We start from the raw sequence: 17,794 nt of genomic DNA on the forward strand, positions 1-17,794 counted from the left end.
GCTCAGTCGAGTCGCAGCAACCGGTCGTCATCCGGACCGGCATCCCCGCGCCCGTCGGTGTTGTTCGTCAGTATCCGGATGCTGCCGTCCGGCGCCACTGCGACGTCGCGCAGCCGGCCGTATGCGCCGACGAGCGTCTCCGACGAGGTCGACGGATCGTCCAGGGGCACGACGCGGAGGCGCTCACCGCGCAGATTCGCGATGTAGAGCATCCCGTCGCGGATCGCGATGCCGCTCGGGCTGGCATCGGCCGGCGCCCACTGCTGCACGGGATCGACGTAGCCGGGGTCGCCGGAGATGCCCTCGACGTCCGGCCAGCCGTAGTTCTCTCCGCCGCTGATGAGGTTCAGCTCATCCCAGGTGTCCTGCCCGAACTCGGACGCGTACATCGTGCCGTCCTCGGACCACGCGATGCCCTGCGGATTGCGGTGGCCGTAGCTGAACACCGGCGAGCCGGGGAAGGGGTTGTCCTCCGGGATGCGGCCGTCCGGCATGAGTCGCAGGATCTTCCCGCCGAGGCTGTCGAGATCCTGTGCACTGGCCGGATCTCCGGCATCGCCGACGGTGGCGTACAGCATCCCGTCGGGGCCGAAGGCGATCCTGCCGCCGTTGTGATTGCCGGCCGAGGGCAGCCCGTCGATCACGTTCTCTGCGGCGCCGAGCGCCAAAGATCCGGTCTCGCCTTCGAGCTCGAAACGCTGGATACGATTGCCGTCGCTGGAGGTCGAGTACGCGTAGAGGAAGGCGTCGCCGACGGCGAGCCCGAGCAGCCCCCCTTCGCCTCGGGCGAGGACCCCGCCGACCGCGCCCAGCTCGCGTGTCGAGCCGTCCAGCAGCAGCTCGCGAACGATCCCCGTGTCGCGTTCGCTCACGATCGTCGCGTCGCCGGCGAAGACGACGGACCACGGCGCGTCGAGCCCGGATGCGATGACGGTCGGGGTGGTCGCCCCGGTCGGATCCGGGGCAGCAGAGGATCCCGGGTTCCGGGGCGGATCCGGCTGCGCGCACCCTGCGAGAAGCACGGCTGACGCGACGAGGAGGGAGAGCATCCCGCGTTCCGGTCCTGACATGGCGACTCCGATCACCCTGATACGAAGAAGGCCCCCTCTCGGGGGCCATCTTCGTTCTGTGCGCGGAGGGGGACTTGAACCCCCACGCCCTTGCGGGCACTGCGACCTCAACGCAGCGCGTCTACCATTCCGCCACCCGCGCAGGTTTTGGATGATCGTTGCCGACCGAAGAATGAGACTAGCACGATCCGTGAGGCTGTTCGAACCGAGCCGGCGCCCGGGCGTGGCACGCCGTTTCGATAGCCTGGGAGGCATGATCGATCCATCCCTCCCCGAGGTCGTCCGCATCGCGAGCGAACTGATCCGCATCGACACCTCGAACTTCGGAGGTGGCAATGCGAAGGGGGAGCGGGAGGCGGCCGAGTACGTCGGCGCCTACCTGGAATCGCTCGGATTGACGCCGGAATACTACGAGCCGATCCCGCGGCGCACCAACGTCATGGCTCGGGTTCCCGGGCGTGACCGGTCGAAGCCGGCGCTGGTCGTGCACGGCCACCTCGACGTCGTTCCGGCGATGGCGGAGGACTGGAGCGTCGACCCCTTCGCCGGAATCGTGCAGGACGGCATGCTGTGGGGCCGCGGAGCGGTCGACATGAAGAACATGAACGCGATGATCCTCACCTCGGTCGCCGACATCCTCCGCGCCGGAGAGCAGCCGGAGCGCGATCTGGTGCTCGCCTTCTTCGCCGACGAGGAGAACGGCGGGGTCGAGGGTTCGGCGCTCGTCGTGCAGAACCGTCCCGAGTGGTTCGCCGGGGCGACCGAGGCGATCAGCGAGGTCGGCGGGTACTCGATCACGGTCGATGACCGGCGCGCGTACCTTCTGCAGGTCGGCGAGAAGGCGCTCATCTGGATCCGCCTCGTCGCCAGGGGGCGGGCCGGGCACGGCAGCAGGCTGCACGAGGACAACGCCGTCACCAAGCTCGCCGAGGCCGTTGCGGCAATCGGACGCACCCGCTGGCCGATCCGGCTCACTGCCACCACAGAGGCGCTGCTGGATGGGCTCAGCGCCTTGAGCGGCCGGCCGGTGGACGATCCGGATGCTCTGGCCGCGGCCGCCGGCCCCGCCGAAGCCTTCCTGCGCTCCACGTTCCGCACGACCACGAATCCGACCGTGCTCACCGCCGGGTACAAGCACAACGTCATACCGGAGCGGGCAGAGGCCCTCATCGACGTGCGCGTGATCCCGGGTACCGAGGATGACGTGCTCGCGCAGCTGCAGGAGATCGTGGGCGAGGAGATCACCATCGAGACGGTGGTCCGCGACATCGGCATGGAGACGCCGTTCGCTGGTCCCCTGGTCGAGGCGATGGTCGCGAGCCTGGGCCGGCACGACCCCGGCGTCCCCGTCATCCCGTACCTCCTGGGCGCGGGCACCGACAACAAGGCGCTGTCCTATCTCGGCATCACCGGATACGGCTTCGCTCCGCTCCGCCTGCCGGCCGATCTCGACTTCACCGGGATGTTCCACGGAGTCGACGAGCGCGTGCCCGTAGAATCGCTTGTCTTCGGCCAGCAGGTGCTGACCGATCTGCTGCGCCACTACTGAGCGCGCATCACTGCACCTGCGCCGCCCCACGAACCCCAGAAGGCCCCTCCATGCACCTGCTCGAAGCGCTCATCCTCGGCATCGTCCAGGGACTCACCGAGTTCCTGCCGATCTCCTCCAGCGCGCATCTGCGCATCCTCGGGACGTTCCTGCCGTCCGGCGAGGACCCGGGGGCCGCATTCACCGCGATCACCCAGATCGGCACCGAGGCTGCGGTCGTCGTCTTCTTCTGGCGCGACATCGTGCGGATCGTCTCCCAGTGGTTCCGCTCCCTCGCTGGGAAGGTTCCCCGAAACGACCCGGACGCGCGGATGGGCTGGCTGATCATCATCGGAAGCATCCCGATCGTGGTGCTCGGACTGCTCTTCCAGGACCAGATCGAGACCGTCTTCCGCTCGCTCTGGCTGGTTGCGATCATGCTCATCGTCTTCGGCATCCTGCTCGGAATCGCGGACCACGTCGGAGCGAAGCGACGCAAGCTCGACGATCTCACGGTCCCGCACGGCATCGCGTTCGGGCTCGCCCAGTCGCTCTCCCTGGTACCGGGCGTGTCCCGCTCAGGTGGCACGATCACGATCGGGCTGTTCCTCGGCTACGAGCGCGCCGCCGCCGCTCGCTACGCGTTCCTGCTGGCGATCCCGGCCGTGTTCGGCAGCGGCTTCTATCAGCTGTTCAAGAGCTGGGACGAGCCGTCGATCTTCTCGATGGGCGACACTCTGGCCGCGACCGGTATCGCGTTCGTCGTCGCGCTCGGCGTGATCGCGTTCTTCATGAACTGGATCTCGAAGCACAGCTTCCTGCCGTTCGTGATCTACCGCATCCTGCTCGGCGTCGTCCTTCTGATCCTGCTCGGCACGGGAGTGATCGCGGCCTGATGCTCGAAGGGCTCGGCGATCCGCCGAGCCCTTCAGAGCGTCTCAGCGCTTGAAGTCGCCCGGTCCGTCGCCGCGCCGACGGAGGTAGCGCTCGAACGCCTGCGCGATCGCGTCACCGGAGGCATCGGGGGAGTCCCACGTGTCGCGGGTGCGCTCGAGTTGGCGGATGTACTCGGCCATGTCCTCATCCTCGGCGGCTGCTGCGTCTATGGAGGCCTCCCATGCCGCCGCTTCGGTGCGCAGATGATCCCGTGGCACATCGACGCCGGCGAGCTCCTCGAGCCGGTCGAGCAGCGCGAGAGTGACCTTCGGCGAGGGTGTGGCCGTGGCGACATAGTGGGGGACACTCGCCCAGAGGCTGGCCGTGGGGATCCCGGCATGCTCGGCGAAGTGCTCGAAGACGCTGAGGATGCCCACCGGACCCTCGTAGAGGGAGCGTTCCAGGCCGTGGGCTTCGCGCACCTGCTCGTTCTGACTGGATGCGAAGATCGAGATCGGGCGGGTGTGCGGAACGTCGGACAGCATGGCGCCGAGCGTCACCAGACCGCTGACGTCGTCGCGCAGCGCGACGTCGATGAACTCGCTGGCGAACGCCTGCCAGGTGCGTGCGGGCTCGACGCCGGTCAGCAGCCAGAACTCGGGACCGTCGCCGGGATCGCGCGGGCGCCAGAGACCGGCTTCCGGCCAGCGCAGCTGCCTGCGTCCCTCCGCGTCCATCCTCGTCGCCGGGCGCGTGTACTGGTAGTCGAAGTACAGCTCAGGGTCGATCGAGTGCACGAGGTCGTAGTCGGTCATCGAGCGCAGAGCCTCGATTGCACCGCTGGCGGCCTCGCCCGCATCGTTCCAGCCGTCGAAGGCAGTGATGATGATGCGCGAACCGAGAACATCCATCGGGGTCTCCCTTCGAGGTCGTGGACGGGTATCACTCCAGGCTAGTCGGCGTCGGCGGGCACCGGGGTGCACCGCGACTAGCATGGTTCAGTGATCAGACAGCCCGAGGCAGTCCTGTGGGACATGGACGGAACACTCGTCGACACCGAACCGTACTGGATGGCGGCGGAGACGGCACTGGTCGAGTCGTACGGCGGGACCTGGACCCACACGGACGCGCTTCAGCTGGTCGGCAACGGACTGCACGACAGCGCCGTGATCCTGCAGAACGCGGGAGTCGACATGACTCCTGCGGCCATCATCTCCTTCCTCACCGATGAGGTGCAGGAGTCGTTGCGGGTCAACGGAGTGCCGTTCCGGCCCGGAGCCCGCGAGCTGCTCCGCGACCTGAAGGAAGCGAACATCTCCACGGGATTGGTGACGATGTCGCTGCGGCGGATGGCGCTCAGCGTCGTCGAGCTCATCGATTTCGACGCCTTCGACATCGTGGTCGCCGGTGATGACGTCGAGCAGCCGAAGCCGCACCCGGAGCCGTATCTGCGCGCTGCCGAGCTTCTCGGCATCGAGATCGCCCGCGCCGTCGTCATCGAGGACTCGCCGACGGGGCTGCGGTCCGGGATCGCGTCGGGCGCGGTGGCGCTCGGCGTGCCGCACATCGTGTCGCTCGACGACCTCGGTGCTCACGAACTCTGGCCGACGCTGCATGAGCGTCGTGCAGCCGACCTGGTCGATCTCTTCGGCCGGATGACCGCGATGACAGGAGTCACCCGATGACCGAAGCGAGCGCCCAGCGCCCCAGTGGACCGTTCCGCGAGGGTGATCGCGTTCAGCTCACCGGTCCCAAGGGCCGTCTGCACACCGTCACCCTGAAGGAGGACGGCGAACTCCACACCCACCACGGCGTCCTGCGCCATCGTGACCTCATCGGCCTGCCAGACGGCTCCGTGGTCGCGAACAGCTCCGAGCACGAATACCTCGCGCTCCGTCCGCTGCTCAAGGATTTCGCGATGTCGATGCCCCGCGGTGCGGCGATCGTGTATCCGAAGGATGCCGCGCAGATCGTGATGCAAGCCGATATCTTCCCCGGCGCCACCGTGGTGGAGGCCGGCGTGGGTTCGGGGGCGCTCTCGCTCTCGCTGCTGCGTGCGGTGGGTCCGGTCGGAAAGCTCGTCTCCTTCGAGCGCCGAGAGGACTTCGCCGAGGTCGCCAAAGGCAACGTCGCGACGTTCTTCGGCGGCACCCCCGACACCTGGCGCGTCGTCGTCGGCGATCTGACCGAAGCCCTTCCAGTGGAACAGCCGTCGGGGAGCGTCGATCGCGTCGTGCTCGACATGCTCGCTCCGTGGGAGTGCATGGATGCGGTGGCCGACGCGCTCACTCCCGGGGGAGTCGTGCTCTGCTACGTCGCGACCGCGACGCAGCTCTCCCGTGTCGCCGAGTACATCCGGGGCACCGGACTGTTCACCGATCCGGACGCCTCCGAGACGATGGTCCGCGGCTGGCATGTCGAGGGACTCGCCGTCCGTCCCGACCACCGGATGGTCGCGCACACGGGATTCCTGCTCACCGCCCGCCGCCTGGCACCGGGAGCGGTGGCCCCCTCCGTCAAGCGCCGTGCGTCGAAGTCCAGCTACGGCGACGCCGACGTCGAGCAGTGGACGCCCGGCGCGGTCGGCGATCGCGAGATCACGGACAAGAACCTGCGCAAGCGGGCCAGGGAAGCCGCGAAGGCGGCCGACGGGGCGCGTCTTGCGACGGCATCGCGCGAAACCGAGCAGACGACGGAATAGACTTGAGCGCGTGCGTAAAACGTCCGCCGCTCTGGCCACCCTCAGCCTTGCCGTCCTCGCCCTGACCGGGTGCGCTGCGGCGCCGACCTTCAGCGGAGCGTCCTGCGATCGGACGGCTTCCGCGAGCGGCATCGACGAGGCTGTGACCGTCGAAGGCGAAGTGGGCGAGGAGCCCCAGGTCGAGGTGTTCTCGCCGGTTCACGTGAAGAAGACCTCGTTCACCGACCTGGCCATCGGCGACGGCCGTGCGGTCGTGACCGGCCAGCAGGCGATGAACCTCGAACTCTCGATCTACAGCGGCGAGACCGGGAAGCAGGTGTTCGCCACCGGCTACGACCCGAAGGCGGCCGCACCGGCGATGAGCATCGACGACTGGGCGGAGCGTTCGCCGGGTCTGGGCGACGTGCTGAAGTGCGTCACGGCCGAGTCGCGAGTTCTCGCCGCCCTGACGCCTGAGGATTTCGGACCGGCCAATCTCGAGGGACTGGGCCTGGCCGATGACGACACGGCGATCTTCGTGATCGACGTCGTCGACGCTTTCCTGCCCAAGGCGGAGGGCGCCCTCCAGTTCAACGACGCCCGTGGCCTGCCGACCGTGGTTCGCGCCGCAGACGGAACGCCCGGCATCATCATCCCGGACACCGCAGCTCCGGAGAAGCAGACCGTGCAGACGCTCATCAAGGGCGACGGCGAGCCTCTGACAGCCGAGCAGACTCCGCTGGTGAACTTCACGGCGATCGGCTGGGATGACAAGCAGATCCTGCAGACCACCTGGGGTGACAAGCCGAGCGCACAGCTTCGCGACATCGCCGCTCCCGTGGCCGACGCGCTCGTCGGCCAGCCGGTCGGCTCGCAGGTGATGGTCGTGCTCCCCGCAGCCGGCGAGGGTTCCCCCGCGATCGCGGTCGTCGTCGACGTGCTGGGCGTCACCGCGGCTCCGACGCAATGATGGCCGCCCGGATTCCCGCGGAGGAGCGCCTGACGAATCTCGTCGTGGCGTTGATGGCCACGGAGATCGGGCTCACCAAGCAGCAGATCCTCGACAACGTCTCCGGCTACCGGCAGCGCGCCGACGCCGGCACGCGCGCGGATGCGCTCGAGAAGATGTTCGAGCGCGACAAGGACGAACTGCGGACCCTCGGCGTCCCGATCGAGACGATCGGTGATCCGTCGGATCCCAACGACCTCCGCGAGGCCCGCTATCGCATACCGCAGGCGGAATACGACCTGCCGGGCGACATCGAGTTCAGCCCGGCCGAGCTGGCGGTGCTGCGGCTGGCCGGCAGCGTGTGGAGTTCTGAATCCGTTTCGGCGGATGCGCAGGCCGGCGTGCGCAAGATCCGTGCGCTCGGAATCGACGGAGACGAGCCGATCATCGGATTCGCTCCGCGGATCACCGCACGCGACGCCGGCTTCGCGCCTCTGCAGGAAGCGATCGAGAAGTGCAGGGTGGTCGTCTTCGACTACCTCAAGCCGGGGGAGGATGCTCCGCGCCGGCGCCGAATCCGTCCTCTCGCGCTGGTCGACTACGAGGCTCGGTGGCACGTCTTCGGCATCGACGTCGATGCCGACGCCGATCGGATGTTCCTCCTCGGACGCATCGTCGGCGATGTCACCGTCACGTCCGAGACGTTCGCACCGGGGCTGCGGGATGGTGCCGGCGAACGAGCGCTGGCCGGTCTCGACCGTGTGGCGGCACGCAACACGGCTCTGCTGGAGGTCACGCCGGGCACCGAGGCCGCGTTGCGTCTGGGCCGACGGGCGACGGCGGCGCCGCAGGGCATCCGGGTGCCGTTCGTCGACCTGCACATCCTCGCCGACGAGATCGCGTCCTACGGCCCGGAGGTCAGAGTAGTGGAGCCCGCGCCGCTGCGGGACGCGGTCATCACCCGCCTGCGCGCGGTCATCGAAAGTCATCCGGATGCGGAGGAGGCGCGATGAGCGCCCAGGCGAAGCCGCTGCTCGCGGCGGACCGCGTGCGCCTCTACCTGACGCTGGTGCCGTACCTTCTCGAGCACGGTCAGGTCTCGCTCGCCGAGGCCGCCGAGGAGTTCGGGGTGTCGCCGCAGGAGATGCGCGGCATGGTGGAGAAGCTCACCGTCATCGGGCTTCCCGGGGATTCCGGTTACTGGCAGCAGCCCCAGGAGATGTTCGACATCAACTGGGACCTCCTCGATGAGGAGGACGTCATCGAGATCACCAACGACGTTGCCCTGCGGAGGGTGCCGCGGTTCACGGCGAGAGAGGCCGCAGCCCTGCTGGCGGGCCTCCAGATGGTCGCAGCCGTGCCGGCGGTCTCCGATTCCGGCCTCGTCGCCGGGCTCATCTCCAAGCTCTCCCGAGGTGCCGCGGATGCGCCGGCAGAGGTCGTCGTCGCCCCGAGCGCGGTCGACGACGTCCGCCAGGTCGTTGCACGAGGCGTGCAGGACGGCGTTGCCGTCTCCTTCACCTATCAGGCGCCGGATGCCGCGCCGACGACGCGCACGGTCGACCCCGTGCAGATCCTGATCACCAATGCGCAGTGGTACCTGCAGGGCTGGTGTCATATGCGAGAGGCGATGCGTACCTTCCACCTGGACCGTGTCAGCGACCCGAAGCTGACCGATATCCCGATCACGCACGCGGGCGATTCGGTGCCGGAGGCGTTCTCGGCCGTCGACGACGAGCGGGAAGTCCGTGTCGTCCTGCCGGAGCGGCTCGCGCCGCTGCTCGGCGGATTCCTGTCGGCCGACAACGTCTCCACCCGCGACGGCATCCTAGAAGCGCGGCTGCATATGGCCGATCCGCGCGGGATCAAGCGCATCGCCGCACGCTTCGGAGGCGCGCTCGAGGTCAAGGATCCGAGCATCGCCCGGACGGCGACGCGAGAGTGGGCGGCAGCGGGACTCGCGCTGTATCGGCATCCGCAGCACGACGAATGACCATTAGACTGATCGAAACCACCTAAGACGGGAAGAAGAAATGTTCGCTGGAATGCAAGGCTGGCATCTGCTGATCGTCCTCGCTGTGATCCTTCTGTTGTTCGGAGCGGCGAAGCTTCCGGCACTTGCGAAGAGCATGGGACAGTCGGCTCGCGTGTTCAAGGGCGAGATGAAGGCGATGAAGGAAGAGGACGGCGCCCGCGCCGAGTCCACCTCCGCAGAGCAGAGCACGGTCAAGGACCCCGGTTCCGAGCCTGAGACTCCGCCGCGCGCCTGACCGCCCGTGGAAGTCTCAGAATCCACCGCGGGCACAGGTAAGACGCCCCACCGCGACCGGAGGATGTCGCTCGGCGCGCACCTCGTCGAGTTGCGCAAGCGTCTGATGTGGGCAGCGCTCGCGCTGCTCGTCGGCATGGTGATCGCGTTCATCGTCGCCGACCCGATCATCCATTTCATCACCGAGCCCATCCGCATCATCACCGAGAAGCGCGGTGATGATTTCAGCGCCCTCAACTTCGGCACGATCACGTCGGCGTTCGACATGCGAATGCGCATCGCGTTCTCGATCGGGCTGTTCCTCTCGGCGCCGATCTGGCTCTGGCAGGTCTGGGCGTTCATCATGCCAGGACTCACCCGCAAGGAGATCCAGTACACCGTCGGCTTCGTGGCCGCCGCCGTGCCGCTCTTCTTCGCCGGTTGCTACCTGGGCGTCGTGATCATGCCGCACGTCATCGAGCTGATGTGGGGCTTCACGCCCGACGGCGCGACGAACTTCTACTATGCGCAGGAGTACTACGACTTCGTCTTCAAGCTGATGATCGTGATCGGCGTCTCGTTCGTGCTCCCGGTCTTCCTGGTGGCGCTGAACTTCGCGGGCATCATGTCAGGACGCGCGATCCTCAAGGGATGGCGGATCGCCATCATCATCGCGACGGTCTTCGCCGCGCTCGCGACACCGGCCGCCGACGTGGTGAGCATGCTGATGCTCGCCGGCATCCTCATCGTCCTGTACTTCGCCGCTGCCGGTCTCTCCTTGCTCTTCGATCGGCGCAAGAACAAGCGCAATGCGGCTGCCGGGCTCCTCCCGGACACCCCATGAGTTCACCGTCCGAGCGGTATTCCGCCGCGCGGGACGCTGCCGATCATCCGCAGACCACCGCCTTCGCGGCCGGTCAGCGCTTCGAGCTGGACCCGTTCCAGGTCGAAGGGTGCCACGCGCTGGAACGCGGCCACAGCGTTCTGGTCGCGGCTCCGACCGGCGCGGGCAAGACCATCGTCGGCGAGTTCGCGATCCATCTCGCGATGCAGACGCCGAGCGACAAGGCCTTCTACACCACGCCGATGAAGGCGCTGTCGAACCAGAAGTTCCGCGAGCTCGTCGAGGTGTACGGTGCCGACCAGGTGGGTCTTCTCACCGGTGACACCAACATCAACGGCAACGCCCGCATCGTGGTGATGACCACCGAGGTGCTGCGGAACATGATCTACGCGGACTCCGCCGCCCTCCGTGATCTGCGATATGTCGTGATGGACGAGGTCCACTACCTCGCCGACCGCTTCCGCGGCGCGGTGTGGGAAGAGGTCATCATCCATCTGCCGCAGCAGGTGCGGCTCGTGTCCCTCAGCGCCACCGTCTCCAACGCCGAGGAGTTCGGCGACTGGCTCGATACGGTCCGCGGCGACACCGAGGTGATCGTCTCCGAGATCAGGCCGGTGCCGCTGGAGCAGCACGTGCTCGTCCGCGACGACCTGCTCCCGCTCTTCGACGACCGTGCCGGTGTCGCGACAGCCCAGGTGAACCAGGAGCTGATGCGCATCCGCTCGTTCACCGGATCGTGGTACGACAGCAACCGCGAGGCGCAGGCGTACCGCAGCGACCGGCACGCGGGCCGGCAGGCGCAGCGACCACGCGGAGGCCACAAGCCGGCTCGCGCGGCCAACGTGCGGCGGATCGAGCGAGTCGACCGCCCCGATGTCGTGCGGCTGCTCGAGCGGGCGAATCTGCTGCCCGCGATCTTCTTCATCTTCAGTCGCGTCGGCTGCGATGCCGCCGTCCAGCAGGTGCGCCGCTCCGGCATCCGATTGACGAGTGTCGAGGAGCGCGCGGAGATCCGCGCCATCGTCGAGGAGCGCACGCGTGCGCTGCAGGAGGAGGACCTCGGAGTCCTCGGGTACTGGGACTGGCTGGACAACCTCGAACGCGGCGTCGCGGCCCACCATGCCGGACTTCTCCCGGCTTTCAAGGAAGTCGTCGAGGAGCTCTTCCGCCTCAAACTCGTCAAGGTCGTCTTCGCCACCGAGACGCTCGCGCTGGGAATCAACATGCCGGCGCGCACCGTGGTCCTCGAGAAGATGGAGAAGTTCAACGGCGAGGCGCGTGTCGCGATCACGTCGGGGGAGTACACGCAGCTCACCGGACGCGCCGGACGTCGCGGCATCGACGTCGAGGGGCATGCCGTCGTGCAGTGGACCGAGGGCATGGATCCGCAGGCGGTCGCCGCCCTCGCATCCAGGCGCACCTACCCGCTGAATTCCAGCTTCCGGCCCACGTACAACATGGCAGTGAACCTGATCGACCTGTTCGGCAAGACCAGGGCCAGGCAGATCCTCGAGTCCTCGTTCGCGCAGTTCCAGGCCGATCGCGCCGTGGTGGGCCTGGCGAGGCAGGTGCGCGAGGCGGAGGAGTCGCTCGCCGGGTACCGGAAGTCCATGGAGTGCGAGCACGGGGACTTCCTGGAGTACGCCGCGATCCGCCGCGAACTCAGCGATCTGGAGAAGAAGAACCGTCAGGAATCGCATGGCTCGCGTGCCGAGCGTGAGAAGCGGGTGAAGCGCGTCCAGACTCTGCGCACGCGTATGCAGCGGCACGGATGCCACAACTGTCCCGATCGCGAGGCGCACGCACGCTGGGCCGAGCGGTACTGGAAGCTCAAACGGCAGAACGACCGCATCCGACGGCAGATCGAGACGAGGACCGGCACGGTCGCACGTGTCTTCGATCGCGTCGTCGAGGTGCTCGACACCCTCGACTACGTCACCGGGACCGGCGCCGAGACGGCCCTGACGGATGCCGGGCGCACGATGCGCCGCATCTACGGTGAGCGCGATCTGCTCGTCGCCGAATCTCTCCGCCAGGGCCTGTGGGCCGGGCTGGATGCGCCGTCGCTCGCGGCGATGGCGTGCTGCCTGGTCTACGAACCCCGACGCGACGAGGCGAACTCGGGGGAGCGGGGGCTTCCTCGAGGCGCCTTCCGTGCGGCGTACGAGAAGACGTCGACGCTGTGGGCGCAACTGGACGACCTCGAGAAGGATCATCACCTGCCGGGGAGCGAACCCCTGGCCGCCGGGCTCGCGGGTGCGATGCACAGCTGGGCCCGTGGTGCGCTGCTCGACCGGGTGCTCATCGACGCCGACATGGCCGCGGGCGATTTCGTGCGGTGGGCGAAGCAGACGATCGATCTGCTGGATCAGCTCTCGATCGTCGCCGAGGACGCTGCTCTCGCCCGGACTGCTCGCGCTGCGCTCGACGGAGTACGCCGCGGCATCGTGGCCTACTCGTCGATGTGAGGACAGCCGGATGCCGGACACTCCAGCGAGCCTGAGGCCGCTCCTGCCTTTGTGGGCCGCCGTCATCGCGGCGGCTGCGGCCGGTGGATTGATGGATCTCGCCTATCCGGACGTGGCCGCGTGGGTCCTCGCGTTCCCTGCGGCGGCCCTGCTGCTGCTCGCGCTGATCGGTCGCCGTGCCGGCGGAGCTCTGCTCGTCGGCGCGGTCTACGGGATCGTGTTCTTCGCCCTGCTGGTGTCCTGGACATCGCGCTATCTCGGCCCCGTCCCATGGGCGGCGCTCAGCGTCGTCGAAGGCGCGCTGACGGCCGTCGCCATCATCCCCATCGCTCTGGCGTATCGCTGGCTGCCGCGCGCCTTCCCCGGGACGACAGGACGCCTTCTGGGGCTTCCCGTCGTCGTCGCGGCCCTGTGGGTCGGACGCGAACTCTTCGTCGGCACGTGGCCGTACGGGGGATTCCCCTGGGCGCGCATCGGGATGAGCCAGACCGTGAGTCCGCTGGCCCCGCTCTCATCCTGGATCGGGGTGAGCGGCGTGAGCTTCCTGATGATCCTGCTCGTTGCGATGGTCATCGAGCTGATCCGCGTGCGCGCCTGGCAGCGACCCGTGCGACTCGCCCTCCCGGCGGCCCTCGTCCTGGCGATGGTGCTGACGCCGCTGTTCCCGACGACACCGTCGGGCTCGCTGCGGATCGGCGCCGTGCAGGGCAACGGCCCGACCGGGTATTTCGATGCCCGTGAGCCGTACTCCGTCATCCAGGCGCAGGCCGAGGCGACGGCGCCGCTCGTCGGTGAACACGTCGACCTGGTCGTGTGGCCGGAGGGTTCGCTCGACGGCGATCCGGCGGAGGACCCGACCCTGGCCCGTCGACTGACCCTCCTGGCGACGAGGCTGGATGCACCGCTGCTCGTCAACGCGGCGACGGCACGTGACGAGCGCTACTTCAACACATCACTGCTCTGGACCCGAGATGGTTCGGCGGCTCAGCTGCACGACAAGCGGCACCCGGTTCCGTTCGGCGAGTACGTGCCTGATCGTCCGTTCTACGCAGCCCTCGCCCCTGATCTGATCGGACTTCTCCAGCGTGAGTACACGCCGGGCACGAACGCGCCGGTCGTGGAAGTGGATTCCGTGAAGATCGGTCTCGCGATCTGCTTCGACGTGATCTACGACGACGTCATCACTGCCGGCGTGAACGCGGGTGCTCAGGTGCTCGTCTTCCAGACGAACAATGCCGATTTCCGCGGCACGGACGAGAACCTGCAGCAACTCTCGATCGCACGGATGCGGGCCATCGAGACCGGGCGGTCCGTCGTGAACATCTCGACAGTCGGCACCAGCCAGATCATCCGCCCGGACGGGACGACCGTGGACTCCCTGGACGCAGATGAGGCCGGCGCGATGCTCGAAGACGTCGAACTCCGCACCGGCCTCACGGCTGGTGTGCTGCTGGGCCCCTGGATTCAGCAACTGCTGATGTGGGGCGGACTGGGCGCGCTCGTCCTCAGCGGGTGGCGCGCTCGTCGGCGTTAGGCGCCGATCTTCTCCCTGGTCGGGTCCTCACCGGCACCGCGGCGGGCACGGATGAACGCGAGGCGCTCCTCGAGCAGTTCCTCGAGTTCGGCGCGCGTACGACGCTCCATGAGCATGTCCCAGTGCGTGCGAGCGGCCTTCTCGTCGGTGACCTCGAGGGTCACGGCCTGTCCGTCGATGTTCAGACGTGCGTCGGCACCGCATGAGCGGCACTCCCAGGTCTGGGGCGGCTCGGCCTCGGCCGAGAACATCAGGTTGGTGACGTGTCCGCACTCGTCACAGGTGTAAATGGTCTCGCGGCGTTCCATGAAAACGACGCCCTCTTCGCTCTGTAGGCTCTGGGCGCCGAGTCGGATGCCGCGCAGGCTGCGATCTGCCATTGTGTGGTCCTCTCGTCGTTGTCAGGTATAACGCCTCAGGCTGTGCGCTTCATCCACGTCAGGGATCATTCCGCTGGATTCACAGTCGAATCTCAGCGCCCAGGAGACGAGGGGGGTTCTAGATCGCTTCGAGCGCCTTCAGCGCGACGTCCGCCCGATCCGACACGATGCCGTCCGCACCGAGCCGGATGAGCCGTCGCATCTCGGCCGGATCGTTGACGGTCCAGAGGTGGACCTCGACACCATGGCGATGCGCGACACGCAGAAGCGCCGGTGTGAGCACGCGGAGCACTCCGCGTCGATCCGGAATCTGCAGCGCGTCGATATCCCGGAGGAGGCGCGCGGGCGAGACCCTGATCGATGAGAGCCCGCGCAGCGCGGCTATGGTGCCGCTTCCCGCCGAAGTGGCCGGACGCATGGAAGCACCGGCACGCAGGACGGCGGCGACGGTGGCTCGACGGCGCGCATCGGAGAAGCTCGTGACCAGGACCCGGTGGGTGTGGTCGGCGAGGATCGGTCCGAGCGGGTCCACAGCGGCCGCGGTCTTCACGTCGATGTTGAACCGTGCCGTCGGGAACGAGTCGAGCGCATCAGCGACGGTCAGCAGGCCGCCGTGGTCCGAGAAGAGCCGGGTGAGTTCGCCGGTTCCCACCTCATCGACCCTCCGCGGATCGCCTGCGAGACGTGCGAGCGTCTCATCGTGGAACAGCACCACATCGCCGTCCGCTGTGACCCGGCAGTCGGTCTCGATGTACTCGGCACCCGCCGCGTGAGCGGCCGCGAACGCCGCGGCGGTGTTCTCCCAGACGCCTGAGTCCCCGCCCGCCGCGGTCACCAGACCACGATGGGCGAGGACTCGGGGATGCCGTGTCTTGCCGAAATAAGGGTGCGTCACACGCCCGGAGGAGTGCTGGCCGGCGGCTCGCCGGATCCGGGGCGCGGTGTGAAGGCGGTGCCGATGCCCTTGAGCGCCTCGGTGAGTTCGCTCGGGATGATCCACAGCTTGTTCGACTGTCCCTCGCTGATCTTCGGCAGCATCTGCAGGTACTGGTACGCGAGCAGCTTGTCGTCGGGCGCGCCCTGGTGGATCGCGGTGAAGACGTTCTGGATCGCCTCCGCCTCACCCTGTGCACGGAGGACCGCTGCCTGCTTGTCACCTTCGGCCCGGAGGATCTCCGCCTGACGTGCGCCCTCCGCCTCGAGGATCGCGGACTGCTTTGTTCCCTCGGCCGTCAGGATCGCGGCGCGGCGGTCGCGCTCGGCGCGCATCTGCTTCTCCATCGAGTCCTGGATGGAGATGGGCGGGTCGATCGCCTTGAGCTCCACACGGCCGACTCGGATGCCCCACTTGCCCGTGGCCTCATCGAGGACGACGCGCAGCTGGCCGTTGATGTTGTCGCGGCTGGTGAGCGCCTCTTCGAGGTTGAGCCCACCGACGACGTTGCGGAGTGTGGTGGTCGTCAGCTGCTCGACGGCACCGAGGTAGTTGGCGATCTCGTATGTCGCGGCCCGGGCATCGGTCACCTGGAAGTACACGACGGTGTCGATGGAGACCACGAGGTTGTCCTCGGTGATCACCGGCTGCGGCGGGAACGAGACGACCTGCTCGCGCATGTCGATCAGCGGGCGGAGCCGGTCGATGAACGGGACCAGGATGTTCAGACCCGGCATGAGTGTCTTGTGGTACCGGCCGAGCCGCTCCACGACGCCGGCCGTCGCCTGCGGGATGATCCGGATCGATCGCGCGAGAGTGACGACCGCGAAGATGATCACGGCGATCGTGAGGATCCAGCCGATCGCGGCGGGGATGAACGATGAGTCGTCCACAGGTTCTCCTAGTCGTTGACGGGACGGACGATGGCGGTTGCGCCGCTGACGGCGGTGATCGCGATCGTCGCGCCCTGCGGGATGGGTACGGCGACGGCAGTGCGTGCGGTCCAAGTGTCGCCGTTGCTCAGCTTGACCTGTCCGGAGACCTGGGTGATCTCGTGCAACGCGATACCGCGGAGGTCGATGAGTGCGTCGACGTTCGACTTGGTCGGATCCTCGCCGCGGCGAAGACGCTTGAGCAAGGGGGGACGCAGGAAGAGTATGAAGCCCGCGGCGGCCGCGGCGGCGATGATCACCTGCACCCACACGGGAAGCCCGACGAGATCGGTCACGAGGCCGATTGCACTGCCGAAGCTCAGCATCAGGAACGTGAAGTCGAGGGTGAGCATCTCGATCACCAGGAAAGCTGCGATCAGAACGAGCCAGCCGATCCACGCCCACTGGTCGATGAACTGAACGAATGTCGAGAAGTTGTCCATGCGCCCTCCTTTGCGGTCAACCTATCACGCGCCCAAGCCCGGATCGGGTGTCTGAAGCAGGGATTGATAGTGTGTGGATGCCGCGTGATCGCGGCGTCTCACGCATCACAAGGAGTCACCGTGACCGACGTTCTTCCCGCAGGTTCTCTCGACGGCAAGGTCGCTCTTGTCACCGGCTCTTCGCGGGGGATCGGCGCCGACACGGCGCGATACCTCGCCGAGGCCGGTGCCGATGTCGTCATCAACTTCCGCAACAAGGCGCCGCGCGCCGAGAAGCTCGCCGGCGAGCTGCGCGCTCTCGGGCGGCGCGTGCTCACCGCTGGTGCCGACCTCACGGATCCCGCATCCGTCGCCGGCATGTTCGACGCAGTGCGAGAGGAGTTCGGGAGCCTCGACATCCTCGTCCTCAACGCATCCGGTGGCATGGAGTCCGGCATGGCCGAGGACTACGCACTCACCCTCAATCGCGACGCTCAGCTGAACGTGCTGAACGCGGCGCTGCCTCTGCTCGGCGAGGGAACGCGGGTCGTCTTCGTGACCAGTCACCAGGCCCACTTCATCCGCACGACGCCGACCATGCCGGAGTACGAGCCGGTCGCACTCTCCAAGCGCGCCGGCGAGGACGCCCTGCGAGAACTGATCCCGCAGCTCGCCGAGAAGGGCATCGGGTTCACCGTCGTCTCCGGCGACATGATCGAGGGCACCATCACGGCCACTCTTCTGGAGCGCGCGAACCCCGGGGCGATCGCCGAGCGGCGCGAGTCGGCCGGCAAGCTCTACAACGTCTCCGAGTTCGCCGCAGAGATCGCGCGCGCCGCTGTCGATCCGGTCCCGGCCGACAACACGCGCCTTGTCGGCGATGTGAGCGCATTCGCCGCCGAGTGAGCGGACAGGCAACAGGATCGGCC

General features: G+C 67.6%; 18 protein-coding genes and 1 tRNA gene. 12 read left to right on the top strand and 7 right to left on the bottom strand.

Features of this window, described 5'->3' with window-relative positions; genetic code table 11:
• Positions 1-2: 2 nt before the first annotated feature.
• Together CUR96_RS04515 and CUR96_RS04520 are read right to left on the bottom strand one after the other, a co-directional pair.
• On the bottom strand, positions 3-1,070 hold the full coding sequence (locus tag CUR96_RS04515; RefSeq protein ID WP_102192272.1) for a PQQ-dependent sugar dehydrogenase: 1,068 nt from the start codon (positions 1,068-1,070) through the stop codon (positions 3-5).
• A 59-nt stretch (positions 1,071-1,129) separates the two neighbouring features.
• Positions 1,130-1,212: transfer RNA gene (locus CUR96_RS04520), tRNA-Leu, on the bottom strand.
• Positions 1,213-1,323: 111 nt separating this feature from the next.
• Here CUR96_RS04520 and CUR96_RS04525 point away from each other — a divergent pair.
• Both CUR96_RS04525 and CUR96_RS04530 read left to right on the top strand, forming a co-directional pair.
• Positions 1,324-2,619 (top strand): M20/M25/M40 family metallo-hydrolase, encoded by a 1,296-nt coding sequence (locus CUR96_RS04525; RefSeq protein WP_180968933.1) that lies wholly within the window; start codon positions 1,324-1,326, stop codon positions 2,617-2,619.
• Between the two features lie 50 nt (positions 2,620-2,669).
• Entirely contained in the window at positions 2,670-3,494 is an 825-nt protein-coding gene (locus tag CUR96_RS04530; protein ID WP_102192076.1) for an undecaprenyl-diphosphate phosphatase, read from the top strand.
• Positions 3,495-3,536: 42 nt separating this feature from the next.
• On the opposite strand, the gene CUR96_RS04535 is transcribed toward CUR96_RS04530, so the two are convergent.
• Entirely contained in the window at positions 3,537-4,385 is an 849-nt protein-coding gene (locus tag CUR96_RS04535; RefSeq protein ID WP_102192077.1) for a PAC2 family protein, read from the bottom strand.
• A 90-nt stretch (positions 4,386-4,475) separates the two neighbouring features.
• Here CUR96_RS04535 and CUR96_RS04540 point away from each other — a divergent pair, with 90 nt between their 5' ends.
• The 9 genes from CUR96_RS04540 to lnt all read left to right on the top strand — a co-directional run bounded on the left by CUR96_RS04540 (position 4,476) and on the right by lnt (position 14,197).
• The gene (locus CUR96_RS04540; RefSeq protein ID WP_281255043.1) at positions 4,476-5,159 is read left to right on the top strand and encodes an HAD family hydrolase; all 684 of its coding nucleotides are present in this window, start codon (positions 4,476-4,478) and stop codon (positions 5,157-5,159) included.
• Positions 5,156-6,175, top strand: coding sequence for a tRNA (adenine-N1)-methyltransferase (locus tag CUR96_RS04545; protein ID WP_102192079.1), 1,020 nt, complete (start codon positions 5,156-5,158; stop codon positions 6,173-6,175). Before CUR96_RS04540 ends, CUR96_RS04545 begins: the two co-directional genes overlap by 4 nt.
• Before the next feature lie 10 nt (positions 6,176-6,185).
• Positions 6,186-7,124, top strand: a complete 939-nt coding sequence (locus tag CUR96_RS04550; protein ID WP_102192080.1) for a hypothetical protein — start codon at positions 6,186-6,188, stop codon at positions 7,122-7,124.
• On the top strand, positions 7,124-8,116 hold the full coding sequence (locus CUR96_RS04555; RefSeq protein ID WP_102192081.1) for a helix-turn-helix transcriptional regulator: 993 nt from the start codon (positions 7,124-7,126) through the stop codon (positions 8,114-8,116). The genes CUR96_RS04550 and CUR96_RS04555 overlap by 1 nt, the downstream gene beginning before the upstream one ends.
• Positions 8,113-9,096: a helix-turn-helix transcriptional regulator gene (locus tag CUR96_RS04560; protein WP_102192082.1), complete on the top strand. Its 984-nt coding sequence runs from the start codon at positions 8,113-8,115 to the stop codon at positions 9,094-9,096. The genes CUR96_RS04555 and CUR96_RS04560 overlap by 4 nt, the downstream gene beginning before the upstream one ends.
• A gap of 40 nt (positions 9,097-9,136) precedes the next feature.
• Positions 9,137-9,373: a Sec-independent protein translocase subunit TatA gene (gene tatA / locus CUR96_RS04565; protein ID WP_102192083.1), complete on the top strand. Its 237-nt coding sequence runs from the start codon at positions 9,137-9,139 to the stop codon at positions 9,371-9,373.
• Positions 9,374-9,436: 63 nt separating this feature from the next.
• Positions 9,437-10,195, top strand: a complete 759-nt coding sequence (gene tatC, locus CUR96_RS04570; RefSeq protein WP_102192084.1) for a twin-arginine translocase subunit TatC — start codon at positions 9,437-9,439, stop codon at positions 10,193-10,195.
• The gene (locus tag CUR96_RS04575) at positions 10,192-12,663 is read left to right on the top strand and encodes a DEAD/DEAH box helicase (RefSeq protein WP_102192085.1); all 2,472 of its coding nucleotides are present in this window, start codon (positions 10,192-10,194) and stop codon (positions 12,661-12,663) included. Before tatC ends, CUR96_RS04575 begins: the two co-directional genes overlap by 4 nt.
• Before the next feature lie 10 nt (positions 12,664-12,673).
• Positions 12,674-14,197 carry an apolipoprotein N-acyltransferase gene (gene lnt, locus CUR96_RS04580; protein ID WP_102192086.1) on the top strand — a complete coding sequence of 508 codons (1,524 nt, stop codon included), beginning with the start codon at positions 12,674-12,676 and terminating at the stop codon, positions 14,195-14,197.
• Here lnt and CUR96_RS04585 read toward each other — a convergent pair.
• From CUR96_RS04585 to CUR96_RS04600, 4 genes are all read right to left on the bottom strand, one after another.
• The gene (locus CUR96_RS04585) at positions 14,194-14,577 is read right to left on the bottom strand and encodes an RNA polymerase-binding protein RbpA (RefSeq protein WP_102192087.1); all 384 of its coding nucleotides are present in this window, start codon (positions 14,575-14,577) and stop codon (positions 14,194-14,196) included. The genes lnt and CUR96_RS04585 overlap by 4 nt on opposite strands.
• A 118-nt stretch (positions 14,578-14,695) precedes the next feature.
• Positions 14,696-15,472, bottom strand: coding sequence for a glycerophosphodiester phosphodiesterase family protein (locus tag CUR96_RS04590; RefSeq protein ID WP_102192088.1), 777 nt, complete (start codon positions 15,470-15,472; stop codon positions 14,696-14,698).
• Positions 15,469-16,404: an SPFH domain-containing protein gene (locus tag CUR96_RS04595; RefSeq protein WP_102192089.1), complete on the bottom strand. Its 936-nt coding sequence runs from the start codon at positions 16,402-16,404 to the stop codon at positions 15,469-15,471. The genes CUR96_RS04590 and CUR96_RS04595 overlap by 4 nt, the downstream gene beginning before the upstream one ends.
• 8 nt (positions 16,405-16,412) lie before the next feature.
• Positions 16,413-16,886: an NfeD family protein gene (locus CUR96_RS04600; RefSeq protein WP_102192090.1), complete on the bottom strand. Its 474-nt coding sequence runs from the start codon at positions 16,884-16,886 to the stop codon at positions 16,413-16,415.
• Positions 16,887-17,006: 120 nt separating this feature from the next.
• Here CUR96_RS04600 and CUR96_RS04605 point away from each other — a divergent pair, with 120 nt between their 5' ends.
• Entirely contained in the window at positions 17,007-17,771 is a 765-nt protein-coding gene (locus CUR96_RS04605) for an SDR family oxidoreductase (protein WP_102192273.1), read from the top strand.
• The last annotated feature ends 23 nt before the right edge of the window (positions 17,772-17,794 follow it).

Source organism: Microbacterium aurantiacum (assembly GCF_002872075.1).
GTDB classification, from domain to species: domain Bacteria; phylum Actinomycetota; class Actinomycetes; order Actinomycetales; family Microbacteriaceae; genus Microbacterium; species Microbacterium aurantiacum_A.